This window comes from Streptomyces sp. CNQ329, assembly GCF_000482585.1.
On sequence record NZ_AXVU01000001.1, the window covers coordinates 451360 to 465485 of the forward strand.

The 14126-nt window shown below is 73.6% G+C and carries 14 protein-coding genes; 11 read left to right on the forward strand and 3 right to left on the reverse strand.

The features are described 5' to 3' along the window. The first annotated feature begins 51 nt into the window (after positions 1 to 51). Positions 52 to 930: a hypothetical protein gene (locus tag I003_RS0101955; protein WP_027769944.1), complete on the forward strand. Its 879-nt coding sequence runs from the start codon at positions 52 to 54 to the stop codon at positions 928 to 930. A gap of 74 nt (positions 931 to 1004) precedes the next feature. Here I003_RS0101955 and ptsP read toward each other — a convergent pair whose 3' ends face one another. Together ptsP and I003_RS0101965 are read right to left on the reverse strand one after the other, a co-directional pair. Beyond that, entirely contained in the window at positions 1005 to 2675 is a 1671-nt protein-coding gene (ptsP, locus tag I003_RS0101960) for a phosphoenolpyruvate--protein phosphotransferase (protein WP_027769945.1), read from the reverse strand. A 98-nt stretch (positions 2676 to 2773) separates the two neighbouring features. Further along, entirely contained in the window at positions 2774 to 3220 is a 447-nt protein-coding gene (locus I003_RS0101965; RefSeq protein WP_027769946.1) for a PTS glucose transporter subunit IIA, read from the reverse strand. Positions 3221 to 3515: 295 nt separating this feature from the next. Between I003_RS0101965 and clsA the strand changes: the two genes are divergently transcribed. The 10 genes from clsA (at position 3516) to I003_RS0102015 (ending at position 13630) form a co-directional block, all read left to right on the forward strand. Next, entirely contained in the window at positions 3516 to 4136 is a 621-nt protein-coding gene (clsA, locus tag I003_RS0101970) for a cardiolipin synthase ClsA (protein ID WP_027769947.1), read from the forward strand. 47 nt (positions 4137 to 4183) lie between these two features. After that, the gene (locus I003_RS0101975; RefSeq protein WP_027769948.1) at positions 4184 to 6691 is read left to right on the forward strand and encodes a mannose-1-phosphate guanyltransferase; all 2508 of its coding nucleotides are present in this window, start codon (positions 4184 to 4186) and stop codon (positions 6689 to 6691) included. Between the two features lie 81 nt (positions 6692 to 6772). Further along, entirely contained in the window at positions 6773 to 7666 is an 894-nt protein-coding gene (locus tag I003_RS0101980) for a DUF881 domain-containing protein (protein ID WP_486584052.1), read from the forward strand. Next, the gene (locus I003_RS0101985; protein WP_027744874.1) at positions 7663 to 7995 is read left to right on the forward strand and encodes a small basic family protein; all 333 of its coding nucleotides are present in this window, start codon (positions 7663 to 7665) and stop codon (positions 7993 to 7995) included. The genes I003_RS0101980 and I003_RS0101985 overlap by 4 nt, the downstream gene beginning before the upstream one ends. Before the next feature lie 299 nt (positions 7996 to 8294). Then, on the forward strand, positions 8295 to 9137 hold the full coding sequence (locus tag I003_RS0101990) for a DUF881 domain-containing protein (RefSeq protein WP_027769950.1): 843 nt from the start codon (positions 8295 to 8297) through the stop codon (positions 9135 to 9137). A 156-nt stretch (positions 9138 to 9293) separates the two neighbouring features. Beyond that, positions 9294 to 10118 (forward strand): double zinc ribbon and FHA domain-containing protein, encoded by an 825-nt coding sequence (locus I003_RS0101995; protein WP_078563650.1) that lies wholly within the window; start codon positions 9294 to 9296, stop codon positions 10116 to 10118. Positions 10119 to 10151: 33 nt separating this feature from the next. Next, entirely contained in the window at positions 10152 to 10874 is a 723-nt protein-coding gene (gene ftsR / locus I003_RS0102000) for a transcriptional regulator FtsR (RefSeq protein ID WP_027769952.1), read from the forward strand. A gap of 53 nt (positions 10875 to 10927) precedes the next feature. Beyond that, positions 10928 to 11401 carry a bifunctional nuclease family protein gene (locus tag I003_RS0102005; RefSeq protein WP_027769953.1) on the forward strand — a complete coding sequence of 158 codons (474 nt, stop codon included), beginning with the start codon at positions 10928 to 10930 and terminating at the stop codon, positions 11399 to 11401. A gap of 210 nt (positions 11402 to 11611) precedes the next feature. Continuing rightward, the gene (locus I003_RS0102010; protein ID WP_078563668.1) at positions 11612 to 12160 is read left to right on the forward strand and encodes a MerR family transcriptional regulator; all 549 of its coding nucleotides are present in this window, start codon (positions 11612 to 11614) and stop codon (positions 12158 to 12160) included. Positions 12161 to 12259: 99 nt separating this feature from the next. Further along, positions 12260 to 13630: a DNA polymerase IV gene (locus I003_RS0102015; RefSeq protein ID WP_027769955.1), complete on the forward strand. Its 1371-nt coding sequence runs from the start codon at positions 12260 to 12262 to the stop codon at positions 13628 to 13630. Here the strand turns inward: I003_RS0102015 and I003_RS0102020 are convergent, their stop codons facing one another. After that, a complete protein-coding gene (locus tag I003_RS0102020) occupies positions 13631 to 14038 on the reverse strand; it encodes a PRC-barrel domain-containing protein (RefSeq protein WP_027769956.1) in 408 nt (135 codons plus the stop codon). Positions 14039 to 14126 lie beyond the last annotated feature (88 nt).

Sequence of the window (14126 nt, forward strand, 5' to 3'; positions counted from 1 at the left end):
CCCCTCGATTACGGTGCGTAGCGATCGATTGCGTTCCGTAGAGGGGGAGTCATGGCGCGTACGAGGACGGATGCCCGGCTGCTGCGCCGGGAGATGCCGGGCACGGTGGGCCTGCTGGCGGATGCCGAGGACTTCGCGGCGATGCGGCGGTATGCGAGCTTCCCGTTCGACGACCACGCGGGGTATCTGCGCCAGGTGGAGGGCGTGCTGCGGGCCCGGGCGGCCCAGGGGGCGTACACGGCGGTGGCGCTCTTCGATCCGCCGGGCTTCGCGCGCTTCTGCGCGGAACGGGATCTGGAGCCGGACAGGCCGGCCAGCCGCTGCCGCTATGTCGCGGAGGCCGCTGCCCGCGGCCCCGCGGTGACGTACGGGGGAGAGCCGATGGACCGGCTGGTGCCCCTGCTGCTCGACGCGGCGGCCCGCAGCCGCTCCCGCGAGCGCGCGGCGGCGCTGCTCGCGGCGGCGGGCCGGTGCGAGGACTGCGGCGAGCACCGCGCGGACGCGGCGCTGGCCCGCGCGGGTCTGCTGGCCGACCGGCTGACGGAAGCCCTGGGCCCGGACGCGCAGCATGTGGTGGGGACGGTCCGCTCGGCGGGCTTCCCGCTCGTCGCGGTGGCACGCAGCGCGGAGACGGCCGGGGGCCCGCGCCTTCGGCCGCCGGACGCGGAGGGGCTGCGGCTGGTGCTGGCGGCGGGCATCGCCACGTCGGGGACGGGCGGGGTGGTGGCCCGCACGACCGGCCCGGACGGCAGTGAGCGGGTCCGCGGCTGGCGGCTGCGGGGCGGCTGGCTGGAGCCCCTGACGGAGAGGGAGGTCTACGCGGCGTACTGCACCGACGCCAGAACCGGAGCCCCCCTGCCTCCGGAACCCGGTGTCGCGTACTGCGCCGGCACCCCGCTGCCCCGCCCGGCGAGGGGGTGTCACCGGTGAGGCGGCGCCGCGCCGGCGGGGTCCGGGGCGGCAGCCCCGGTTCCGGACACGGGCGTGGGCCGGGGGCCCGCCCTTTATTCGCCCGACAGGACCGTTCGGGCCGCCTCCCTGGCCTCCTCCGCGGTGTCCGCCGCCCGGGCCGCCGACGCCGCGCGCTCGCACTGTGCCAGCGTGTACTTCGCCAGGGTCGCCCGGACGTACGGGATCGCCGCCGCGCCCATCGACAAAGACGTCACCCCCAGCCCGGTCAGCACGCATGCCAGCAGCGGATCCGACGCGGCCTCGCCGCACACGCCGCAGCTCCTGCCCTCCGCCCTGGCACCCTCCGCCGCGAAGGACACCAGGTCCAGCAGCGCCGGCTGCCACGGGTCCTGCAGCCGCGCGACCGCCCCGACCTCGCGGTCGGCCGCGAAGGTGTACTGCGCCAGATCGTTCGTGCCCAGCGAGAGGAAATCGACCTCCTGCAGGATCGCCCGCGCCCGCAGCGCCGCCGCGGGGACCTCCACCATGGCGCCCGCCTTCGCCGGCAGCCCCGCGTCGCGGCACGCGGCGGCGAAGTCCGCGGCGTCCCGGCGGTCCGCCACCATCGGCGCCATCACTTCGAGGTGGACCGGCAGCCCGGCCACCGCCTTGGACAGCGCGGTGAGCTGCGTGCGCAGGACGTCGGGGTGGGCCAGCAGCGAGCGCAGTCCGCGGACGCCCAGGGCCGGGTTCGGCTCGTCGGCCGGGGTGAGGAACTCCAGCGGCTTGTCGGCGCCCGCGTCCAGGACGCGCACGACGACCCGACCCTCCGGGAACGCCTCCAGCACCTGGCGGTAGGCCGAGATCTGCGCCTGCTCCGACGGCGCCGTCCGGCTGTCCTGAAGGAACAGGAACTCCGTGCGGAACAGGCCCACGCCCTCGGCGCCCGCCGCGACGGCCGCCTGCACGTCCCCCGGGCCGCCGATGTTGGCCATGAGCGGTACCTTGTGCCCGTCGGAGGTGGCCCCGGGGCCGGTGACCGCCGCGAGCGCCGCCTTGCGCTCGGCGGCCAGTTGCTCCATCTCGGCGCGCTTCTCAGCCCCCGGTTCGACGAAGACCTCCCCGGTCGAGCCGTCGACCGCGACGACCGTCCCCTCGGCCAGTTCCCCGGCGCCCGGCAACGCCACCACGGCCGGCACGCCCAGCGCGCGGGCGAGGATCGCGCTGTGGCTCGTCGGCCCGCCCTCCTCGGTGACGAAGCCGAGGACGAGCGCGGGGTCGAGCAGGGCGGTGTCGGCGGGTGCCAGGTCGCGGGCGATCAGCACGTAGGGATCGTCGCTGTCCGGCACCCCGGGCATCGGCACGCCCAGCAGCCGGGCCACGATCCGGTTGCGTACGTCGTCAAGATCGGCCACCCGTCCGGCCATGTACTCCCCGGCCCCGGCGAGCAGCTCGCGGTAGGCCGCGAAGGCGTCGTACACGGCGCGCTCGGCCGAGGAGCCGACCGCGATCCGCCGCTCCACGTCCGCCGCCAGCTCCGGGTCCTGCGCGATCATCGCCTGCGCCTCCAGCACGGCCTGCGCCTCGCCACCGGCCAGGTTCCCGCGGGCCACCAGGTCGGCGGCCACCGCCTCCGCGGCCTTGCGTACCCGCTCCTGTTCCCGCGGCGCCTCCGCCGCGGGAATCTGCTTCGCCGGCGGTTCGAGCACCGCCGTGCCCATGTGCCGTGCCTCGCCGATCGCCACGCCGTGGCTCACGCCGACGCCTCGCAGGGTCGTCTCCATGTCACCAGTCTTCCGCAAGTGCGCGGCGGCGTCCCGCCGCGGCTGCCGTACGCCCCGGGGTTGCCGCACCGGGCCCGCCGGACGGCCACCGCCGCCCGTCACTCCCAGGTGAACAGCGGCTCGCCGGCCCGGATCTCCCCCTCCGCCACCGCCGACAGCGCGTCCTTCCCGGCGTTCAGCGCCACCACCGGCGAGAAAGGCGACTTGCCGGCCTCCGCCACGGCCGCGGGATCCCAGCGGACCAGAGGCTGCCCGCGCCCGACCCGGTCGCCCTTGGCGACCAGCGGCTCGAAGCCCTCGCCGTTGAGCTGCACGGTGCCGATACCGAGATGGGTGAGCACACCGTGTCCCTCGTCGTCCACGACCACGAACGCATGCGGCTGCAGGGAGATCACCAGGCCCCCGATCGGGGCAACCGCCTCGGCGACCCCGCTCGCGGGGTCCACGGCGGTGCCCGGACCGACCGTCGCCCCCGAGAAGACCGCGTCGGGCACAGCGGCGAGCCCGATGGCGCGGCCGGTGAGCGGGGACGAGACTTGTGTCATGCCGGGGCCTCCAGAGCACAGCGGGAGATCGGCGCCGCCCGTGTCCGCGGGGGCCGCGCCGCTCCTGCAGCGTAACCAATCGGAATTGGCCATTCCGTGGCGGGCGGAGCCGGCCGGGCCGGCTCCCCTCCCGGCCCCCGGACCGTCCCCCGCACCGTCACCGCAACCGTGCCCCGTACCGCCCCCGGCACCCGAACCGGCCTGCGCGCGGGCCCGTTCCCGCCGACGGGTAAGGTCGGGACGCATCGTCGGCGCGTCTGGCGGGACCGGCGGGAACGGACGGGGAGGCAGGCGGGTGGAGGTCCAGGAGACGGCTGAACGGACGGACCGGATCTTCACCGTTCCCAACCTCCTCAGCATGTCCCGGCTGGTCCTGGTGCCCGTCTTCCTGTGGCTCATCCTCTGGCCCGAGTTCGGCGGCCCGAACGCCGACGGCTGGGCGCTGGCGATCCTCGCCTTCAGCGGCGTCAGCGACTACCTCGACGGCAAGCTCGCCCGGCGCTGGAACCAGGTCTCGAACCTGGGCCGCATCCTGGACCCGGCCGCCGACCGGCTCTACATCCTGGCCACGCTCGTCGGCCTGACCTGGCGGGAGATCCTGCCGCTGTGGCTGACCGTCCTGCTGCTGGCCCGCGACGCGGTCGTCGGCGTGGCGGTCTGGATGCTCGGCCGCCACGGCTACCCGCCGCCGCAGGTGAACTTCCTGGGCAAGTCCGCCACCTTCTGTCTGATGTACGCCTTCCCGTTGCTCCTCCTCAGTGACGCAAGTGGATGGGTGTCGTCACTCTCTGCTATTTTCGGGTGGGCGTTCGCCGGCTGGGGTACAGCGCTGTACTGGTGGGCCGGCGGCCTCTATCTCATCCAGGTGCGCCGTCTCATCCGAGAGGACGCCCGCGCGGATACCACCCCCGATTAGGCGGCAGCCGGCATCGCCGTCTCACGCCCAAGGAGGACGCTTCCGATATGAAGGCCGTCGTGATGGCTGGGGGCGAAGGCACCCGCCTGCGCCCCATGACCGCGAGCATGCCCAAGCCCCTGCTGCCGGTGGTGAACCGGCCGATCATGGAGCACGTCCTGCGGCTGCTCAAACGCCACGGGCTGACGGAGACGGTGGTGACCGTCCAGTTCCTCGCCTCACTGGTGCGGAACTACTTCGGGGACGGCGAGGAGCTGGGCATGGAGCTCACCTACGCCAACGAGGACCGTCCGCTGGGCACCGCGGGCAGCGTGAAGAACGCCGAGGAGGCACTGAAGGACGACTCGTTCCTGGTCATCTCCGGTGACGCCCTCACCGACTTCGACCTCACCGACCTGATCGCCTTCCACCGCGAGAAGGGCGCGCTCGTCACCGTCTGCCTCACCCGGGTGCCCAACCCGCTGGAGTTCGGCATCACCATCGTCGACGAGGAGGGCAAGGTCGAGCGGTTCCTGGAGAAGCCCACCTGGGGCCAGGTCTTCTCCGACACCGTCAACACCGGCATCTACGTGATGGAGCCCGAGGTCTTCGACTACGTCGAAGCGGACGCTTCGGTCGACTGGTCCGGTGACGTCTTCCCGCAGTTGATGAAGGACGGCAAGGCCATCTACGGCTACGTGGCGGAGGGTTACTGGGAGGACGTCGGCACCCATGAGAGCTACGTCAAGGCGCAGGCCGACGTGCTGGAGGGCAAGGTCGACCTCGATCTCGACGGCTTCGAGATCTCGCCCGGCGTCTGGATCGCCGAGGGCGCGGAGGTGCACCCCGACGCCGTGCTGCGCGGTCCGCTCTACATCGGCGACTACGCCAAGGTCGAGCAGGGCGCCGAGGTCCGCGAGCACTCGGTGCTCGGCTCCAACGTCGTCGTCAAGCAGGGTGCGTTCCTGCACCGCACCGTCATCCACGACAACGTCTACATCGGCGGCCACAGCAACCTCCGCGGCTGCGTCATCGGCAAGAACACCGACGTCATGCGCGCCGCGCGGATCGAGGACGGCGCGGTCATCGGCGACGAGTGCCTGATCGGCGAAGAATCGATCATCCAGGGCAATGTGCGGGTCTACCCCTTCAAGACCATCGAAGCGGGCGCATTCGTCAACACCTCGGTGATCTGGGAGTCGCGCGGTCAGGCCCACCTCTTCGGCGCCCGCGGCGTCTCGGGCATCCTCAACGTCGAGATCACCCCCGAGCTGGCCGTCCGGCTGGCCGGCGCGTACGCCACGACGCTGAAGAAGGGCTCCAGTGTCACCACCGCGCGCGACCACTCCCGCGGGGCCCGTGCGCTCAAGCGCGCGGTGATCTCCGCGCTCCAGGCCAGCGCCATAGACGTACGGGACCTGGAGAACGTGCCGCTGCCCGTGGCCCGGCAGCAGACCGCGCGCGGCAGCGCCGGCGGCATCATGATCCGGACCACTCCGGGCGTACAGGATTCCGTCGACATCATGTTCCTCGACGAGCGCGGGGCAGACCTCTCCCAGGCCGCGCAGCGCAAGCTCGACCGCGTCTACGCCCGCCAGGAGTACCGCCGCGCGTTCCCCGGTGAGATCGGCGACCTGAGCTTCCCCGCCAGCGTCTTCGACTCCTACACCGGCTCGCTGCTGCGCGCCGTGGACACCGCGGGCATCGCCGAGGCGGGCCTCAAGGTCGTCGTCGACGCCTCCCACGGCAGCGCCGGCCTGGTGCTCCCGAGCCTCCTCGGCCGCCTCGGCGTGGACGCGCTGACCATCAACCCGGGCCTGGACGAATCCCGCCCGACCGAGACGCCGCAGGCGCGCCGCGCCGGTCTCGTGCGCCTGGGCGAGATCGTCTCCTCCGCGCGGGCCGCCTTCGGCGTGCGTTTCGACCCGGTCGGCGAGCGCATCTCGCTGGTCGACGAGAAGGGCCGGATCGTCGAGGACGACCGGGCGCTGCTGGTCATGCTGGACCTGGTCGCGGCGGAGCGGCGCAGCGGCCGGGTGGCGATGCCGGTGACGACGACGCGCATCGCCGAGCAGGTGGCCGCGTACCACGGGACGCAGGTGGAGTGGACGACGACCTCGCCGGACGACCTCGCCCGGGTGGCGCGGATGGACGACACCGTCTTCGGCGGCGACGGCCGGGGCGGCTTCATCGTCCCGGAGTTCTCCTCCGTCTTCGACGGCGCCGCCGCCTTCGCGCGGCTCATCGGCCTGGTCGCACGCACGCAGCTCACCCTCAGCCAGATCGACGCGCGCATCCCGCAGGCCTACGTGCTCGGCCGTGACCTGGCCACGCCGTGGGCCGTCAAGGGCATGGTCATGCGCCGGGTGGTGGAGGCCGCGGGCTCCCGGGACGTCGACACCACCGACGGCGTCCGCGTCGTGGAGGCCGACGGCCGCTGGGTGCTGGTCCTGCCGGACCGCGCCGAGGCGGTCACGCACCTGTGGGCCGAGGGCCCCGACCAGGACTCCGCCGAGGCCCTGCTCGACGAGTGGGCCGCAGTTGTCGACGGGAGCGGCGACGGGAGCGGCGACTGACGCGGGCACAGCGGAGCGAGAGTTCACCCAACCCAGGGGTCGCGGCACCATAGGGGCTCCCGGCGTGCAACGATGTCCGGCATGCCGCAGCAGCCCCCCGAACGGAGCAGTGCACCGGCACGCCCCCGTCCGGACGCCTCCATGTCGCTGCTGACCCGGCTGATGGATCACAGCCTGGACGACGGGTATGCCGAGGCGGCCGCGCGCCACGGCGCCCGCCCGCGCGGCGAGCGGCTTCCGCAGCGCCTGCGCGGGCGGGCCTGGCTGGCCGCCGGCCTGGTGCTGACCGCGCTGGTGCTCACCGTCGGCGCCGCCGAGGCCCGGATCGAGGCGCCGGACCTCGCCCGTGAACGCGAGGAGCTGATCGAGCGGGTCGAGGACCGGACCGCCGCGGCGGACGACCTCGATAGGACGGTCGAGCAACTGCACGGCGAGGTGGCCGACCGGCAGCGCGAGGCGCTGGAGGAGGACGGGAGCGACCAGGCGGCCCTGCTGGCGCTGCTGGCCGGGGCGGCCGAGGCCGAGGGCCCCGGCGTACGCCTGGTGATCGACGACGCCGCCGACGCGGGCACCGGCGCGACCGGCGGCCCGCGCAGCTCCACGAGCTTCGCCGACGACGGCCGGGTCCGCGACCGCGATCTGCAGCGCATCGTCAACGGCCTCTGGCTCGCCGGTGCCGAGGCCGTCTCCGTCAACGGCCGCCGCCTCACCGCCCTGTCCGCGATCCGCGCCGCCGGCGACGCCATCCTCGTCGACAACCGCCCGCTGGCGCCGCCGTACACGGTGCTCGCCATCGGCGACGGCGAACGCCTCCTGGAGCGCTTCCGGGAGAACGCCGACGGCCACTACCTTGACGTGCTTCAGGACAACTACGGCATCAGGGCAGGCATCTCCGCACGCAACGACCTCAGGCTGCCGGCCGCCACCGGCCTGTCCCTACGCCACGCAGAACCGAAGGAGAACAACCCCTCGTGATCGCCGTACTGGGCCTCGTCGCGGGCATCGTCATGGGCCTCGTGGTCCAGCCCGTGGTGCCGGCGGGCCTGGAGCCGTACCTGCCCATCGCCGTCGTCGCCGCGCTCGACGCGGTCTTCGGCGCGCTGCGGGCCATGCTCGACGGGATCTTCGACGACAAGGTCTTCGTGGTGTCGTTCCTGTCGAACGTCGTCGTGGCCGCGCTGATCGTCTTCCTCGGCGACAAACTGGGCGTCGGCGCGCAGCTGTCCACGGGCGTCGTGGTCGTCCTCGGCATCCGGATCTTCTCCAACGCCGCCGCCATCCGGCGGCACGTCTTCCAGGCGTGATGTCCGTGTCCGACGAGACCTCGCCGAACAGCCCGCGCCCCGGCGACCCGCCCGCCGCCTACCCGCAGGGCACGCCGGGCGAACCGCCTACCACGCCGCGCCCGCCGGCGCCCAGGCACCAGCCGCCGCGCCACGCCTCCCGCGAGCAGCCGCCGCAACCGCCCAAGCCGCCGCGCCAGCAGCCCTCGCCGCCCCCGCAGGGGCCCGTGGGGTCGCAGCCGTCCGCAAGGCAGCCGCTGCGGAAACCCCCCGCACAGCGGCCTCCGGAGCAGCGACCGCCCTCCGCGCAGCGCCCCCCCGTGCAGCGGAAGCCGTCCGCGCCGCAGCTCCCCGGGCCCCCGCCGCCCGCGCGCCCGGCGCCCGTCGAGGGCTCCGTGCCCCCCGAGCAGCCCGCCCCCGGCGGCGGGCCGGGGCAGCCGCTGGGGGCCGGCCGGCGCCGCCTGGTCGATGCCGTGTGGCCGCTCCGAGTGACGCGCTCCCAGCTGATCGTCGCCCTGCTGCTGTTCGTGCTCGGCCTGGGCCTGGCCATCCAGGTCCGCTCCACCGGCGAGTCCAGCGCGCTGCGCGGCGCCCGGCAGGAGGATCTCGTACGGATCCTGGACGAGCTGGACGACCGCACCCAGCGTCTGGAGGACGAGCGCGAGCGGCTGGAGGACCAGAAGGCGGAGCTGGAGAACAGCTCCGACCAGGCCGAGGAGGCGCGCCGCCAGACAGAGGCCAAGGAGCGCCAGCTCGGCGTGCTGGCGGGCACCGTCGCCGCGGAGGGGCCGGGCATCGAGATCACCGTTCGTGGCCCCCGCGGCGCGGTCGAGGCGGACATGCTGCTCGACACGATCCAGGAGCTGCGCGCGGCCGGCGCGGAGGCGATCCAGATCAACGGCGTGCGCGTGGTCGCGGGTACGCACTTCGCCGATGCCGGCGAGAACGACGTGGCCATCGACGGCCGCAGGGTCTCCCAGCCGTACGTCTTCCGTGTGATCGGCCGCGCCGAGGATCTGGAGCCCGCGCTGAACATCCCCGGTGGGGTGGTTCAGACCATGGAGGAGGAGCAGGCTACGGTGTCCATCGAGCCCCGGGACACGGTCCTCGTGGACGCCTTGCGGCGGGAGAAGCGGCCTGACTACGCTCGGTCGTCGTCGTGACCTCAAGGTAACGGGGGGTCGACGCATCGGCTGTGGTCGCGTAAGGGAAACTGTCCGGGGGTTGTGGACGTTCAGTGAATGTCCGGTGCCGCTGATGCGCGTGTCGAGTGACCTGCTCGTACACGGGCCTGTCCGACGGTCAAGGGGAAATCGCCCGTGAAGTTGTTCGCTAAGTTGTTCGGGAGGGGCTCGGCGGATCGGCCGGGTCGGCACCGCGCCGCGTCCCAGGGCGGCGAGGGCGGCGAGCGCGCCTTGTACCGGGATCAGGCACCTCCGCCGCCCGGCGACATTCCGGGTGGTCAGGGCGAGTCCTATGTTGACCCCTCCGCGTCGGGCCGCATAGGTTTCGGGGAACCATCAACCTCAAGTGCGGGTGGAGGGTTCGCCCCCGGCTCGCATCCGCCCGACGCCGCTGCGGGCGTTCCGCAGCAGGAGGCACAGTCCATGGACCAGCCGGTGTGCAACAGGTGCGGGGCCCGTAACGCCCAGGCGAGCCGGTTCTGCTCCAACTGCGGCGCTCCGCTGCGGGCAGGTGTGGCCGAGCGGCCCTCGGAGACCACCACCACGATCTCCATCTCGGGCCTTGAGGCATACGAGGCCGAGGTCGCCAGCGGCGGGCAGACGCTGCCGCCGCTGTCGCCCGAGGCGCAGGCGGCCGTCGACGCGCTGCCGCCCGGTTCCGCGCTGCTCGTCGTCCGCCGCGGCCCCAACTCCGGCGCCCGCTTCCTGCTGGACAGCGAGCTGACCACGGTCGGGCGGCACCCGCAGAGCGACATCTTCCTGGACGATGTCACGGTCTCCCGGCGGCACGTGGAGTTCCGCCGGAACCCTGACGGCCGGTTCTCGGTCGCCGACGTCGGCAGCCTCAACGGCACCTACGTCAACCGCGAGCGGATCGACGAGATCGAGCTGACCAGCGGGGACGAGGTGCAGATCGGAAAGTTCCGGCTGGTCTTCTTCGCCAGCCGGCGCGCCGCCTGACGGCGGGAGCGGACGACCACTGGGACGGAAGCGATGGGCGACACCCCGAAGGGCGGCACCGCCGCCCCGGAAGCGGACCGGCCGGAGCGGCACCGGGGGCGCGACCGGCAGTTGAGCATCGGGGGCGTCCTCGCCGTACTCCGCGAGGAGTTTCCCGAGGTCACCATCTCCAAGATCCGCTTTCTGGAGTCGGAGGGCCTGGTGGAGCCGCAGCGCTCGCCGGGCGGCTATCGCAAGTTCGGCTCCGCGGACGTCGAGCGGCTGGCCCGGATCCTGCGGATGCAGCGGGATCACTACCTCCCGCTGAAGGTCATCCGTGAGCAGTTGGACGCGGAGCCCGTGCCCGGCGCATGCCCCGGGGTCTCCGCCGGCGCGGAGGCCCCCCGTGATCCCCGTATCGACCGCGCCACGCTGCTGCGCACGGCCGCCGTCGGCGAGGACGAGCTGGCGGCCTGGGAGGAATTCGGCCTCGTCGCGCCGGACGCCGACGGGCTCTACGACGCGGACGCCGCCGCCGTCGCCCGCCTCGTCGCCGAACTCGGCAGTTACGGGCTCCAGGCGCGCCACCTGCGTGGTCTCAAGGCCGCCGCCGACCGCGAGGCCGGCCTGGTCGAACAGGTCATCGGGCCGCTGCGCAGGCACCGCAGCCCGCAGACCCGGGCCCACGCGGAAACCACCGCCGAACGGCTGATCGAGCTGTCCTCGCGGCTGCACACGACCCTCGTACGGTCCTCACTGCGCGTTGCCGGCAACTGACCGGTCCCGTGCTCGACTACCCAAAACCGCCGGGGTCGGCCTAGGGTTGCTGTGTGAACGAGCTCGACGTTGTGGGTGTCCGGGTGGAAATGCCCTCGAACCAACCGATCGTTCTCCTGCGTGAAGTGGGCGGCGACCGGTACCTCCCCATCTGGATCGGTCCTGGGGAGGCGACGGCGATCGCCTTCGCGCAGCAGGGCATGACCCCCGCGCGCCCGCTGACCCATGACCTGTTCAAGAACGTGCTGGAAGCGGTCGGCCAGGAGCTGTCCGAGGTCCGGATCACGGACCTGCGGGAGGGCGTCTTCTACGCCGAGCTGGTCTTCTCCGGCGGCGCCGAGGTGAGCGCCCGCCCCTCCGACGCCATCGCGCTGGCCCTGCGCACCGGCACGCCGATCTACGGCAGCGAAGGAGTGCTCAACGACGCGGGTATCTCGATCCCGGACGAGCAGGAGGACGAGGTGGAGAAGTTCCGCGAGTTCCTCGACCAGATCACGCCCGAGGACTTCGGTACGAACCCCCAGTGACAGCCGCCCGCGGTGGCCCGCCCGGGCCTACCGCACGGGGGCCGTGGGCAAACCACCCGTAGGGTGATGAGCACCCGGCGTGCCCCGTGTGGCGTTCGTTGACGCGCCCGGGGCGACTGCCTACCGTCGGGAGGGCAGGTCAGGGAGCGGGAGGTCGGCGTGGTGGTCACGGGCGGCGGGAGAGCGGCCGGAGGGGGCGGACCTGTTCCGCTGTACGGTCACGGCGGGGAGCCCGCGAGGCAGCCGGAGGCGGCCTCCGCGGACCCGGACGAGGTCGGCTACCGGGGGCCCGCCGCGTGCGCCGCGGCCGGGATCACCTACCGCCAGCTCGACTACTGGGCCCGTACGGGCCTGGTGGAGCCCGGTGTGCGCGCCGCGCAGGGCTCGGGCGCCCAGCGGCTCTACGGCTTCCACGACGTCGTCGTACTCAGAATCGTCAAGCGGCTGCTGGACGCCGGTGTCTCGCTGCAGAGCATCCGGACGGCCGTACGGCACCTCCGCGCCGCCGACACGGCCGACCTGCGGCGGATGACGCTCATCAGCGACGGTGCCACGGTCTACGAGTGCACGTCCCCGGACGAGGTCGTCGACCTGCTCCAGGGCGGCCAGGGGATCTTCGGCATCGCCGTCGGCGTGGTCTGGAGCGACGTGCGGGCCGCCCTCGCCCAGTTGCACGCGGAGCGCATCGACACCGGCGAGACGCTGGTCGGGCAGAACGCCGCCGACGAGCTGGCGCGCCGCCGCAGCCGCGCCGGCTGACGCGCCTGCCGTACGCGGGCCCCGGCCCGTACGGCGCCGTCACGGCCGCCGTACGGGCGCTGCCGGGCCGATGTCGTACCCATGGGGGACCATCACCGTGTGAGAAGCGCGCCGTCGGTCCTGCACCTGGACATGGACGCGTTCTACGCCGCCGTCGAGCAGGCCGCCAAGCCGAGCCTGAAGGGCAAGGCCGTGATCGTCGGCGGCCTCGGGCCCCGCGGCGTGGTCGCCACCGCGTCGTACGAGGCACGGGTCTTCGGAGTGCACTCCGCGATGGCCATGGGCATGGCCCGCCGGCTCTGCCCGAACGCCGCGTTCCTCATCCCCCGCTTCCGGCTCTACCAGCAGGTCAGCGGCCAGGTCATGGCGCTGCTCGGGGAGCTGTCGCCGCTGGTGGAGCCGCTGAGCCTGGACGAGGCGTTCGTCGATCTCGAAGCCGGCGGCGTCCCCGCCGAGGAGGAGGCCCTGCGGGGCGTGGCGCGACGCCTGCGCGCCGGCATCCGGGCCGCCACGGGCCTGACCGGGTCCGTCGGGCTCGCCGCCTCCAAGATGCTGGCCAAGGTCGCCTCCGAGCTGGCCAAGCCGGACGGCCTCGTCGTGGTCCCGCCGGGCGGGGAGCGGGCGCTGCTGGGGCCGATGAGCGTGCGCACGCTGCCGGGCGTCGGCCCGGCCACGGCGGACGTGCTGCGCCGGGCCGGCATCACCACGGTCGGAGAGGTCACGGACGCGGGGGAGGACGAGATGGTGCGGCTGCTGGGCAAGGCGCACGGCACCGGGATCCACGTGATGGCGCTGGGGCTGGACGACCGGCCGGTGGTCGCGGACCGGGACGCCAAGTCCGTCTCGGTCGAGGACACCTTCGACGTCGACCTCACCGACCGTATCCGCATCCGTACGGAGGTGGAGCGGCTGGCGCGGCGGTGCGTGACGCGGCTGCGCGGCGCGGGGCGTTCCGGGCGCACGGTGGTCCTCAAGGTCCGGCGGTACGACTTCTCCACCCTCACCCGCTCCGAGACCCTGCGCGGGCCCACCGACGACCCGGCCGTGATCACCGAGGCGGCGCTGCGGCTGCTGGACAGCGTGGAGACGACCGCGGGCGTGCGGCTGCTGGGTGTCGGCGTGAGCGGCCTCGCGGACTTCACGCAGGAGGACCTGTTCGCGCAGGCAGGCCAGGCGCCGGACGTGCAGCACGGGCCGGTGGACCCCGACGGCCCGGTGGCGCCGCCGCCGCCCGAAACGGCCTCGCCGCCCGCCCCGGCCGAGCCGGGACCGGCAGCCGCGCGCTGGCTTCCGGGGCTGGACGTACGGCACGCCGAGTTCGGCCCCGGCTGGGTGCAGGGCAGCGGCGTCGGCAGGGTCACGGTGCGGTTCGAGGTGCCGGGCTCGGTGCCCGGGCGGGTGCGTACGTTCGCCGCGGACGACCCGGCGCTGGAGCCCGCCGACCCGCTGCCGCTGGTGCCCGGCGGCTGATCAGCCGTCGGAGCCGGCGACCTCGCCGAAGTCCCGGTCCGGCGGCGTGGGCGCCTGCCGGTGGGGTGTCTTGGCGACCTCCGGCGGCAGCGCCATGCCGTAGTGGTGGTAGAGCTGCAGCTCCTGGGCGGGAGAGAGGTGGCGGCCGACGCCGAAGTCCGGCGCGTCCTTGATCAGCGCCCGGTCGAAGGGCACGCGCAGCCCTTCGTCGGCCAGCTCGCTCGGGCCCAGCGGCACGAACGCGTCCCGGTGGAACAGGCCCGTGCGCAGCGCGGCCCACTGGGGGGCGCCGGTGGCGTCGTCGAGGTACACCTCGTCGACGGTCCCCAGCTTGTCGCCGTTGCTGTCGTACGCGCGCACTCCGATCAGGCTCCGGGGGTCGATGTCGGTCTGCACGGTGCCTCCCACGTCTCGTCACAGTCCGCTGTCTCCACGTAACGGCACAACGCGCCCGGCGGCCACTCGGCGGAGCCGCCCGGGCGCACCGCGGTGCCGC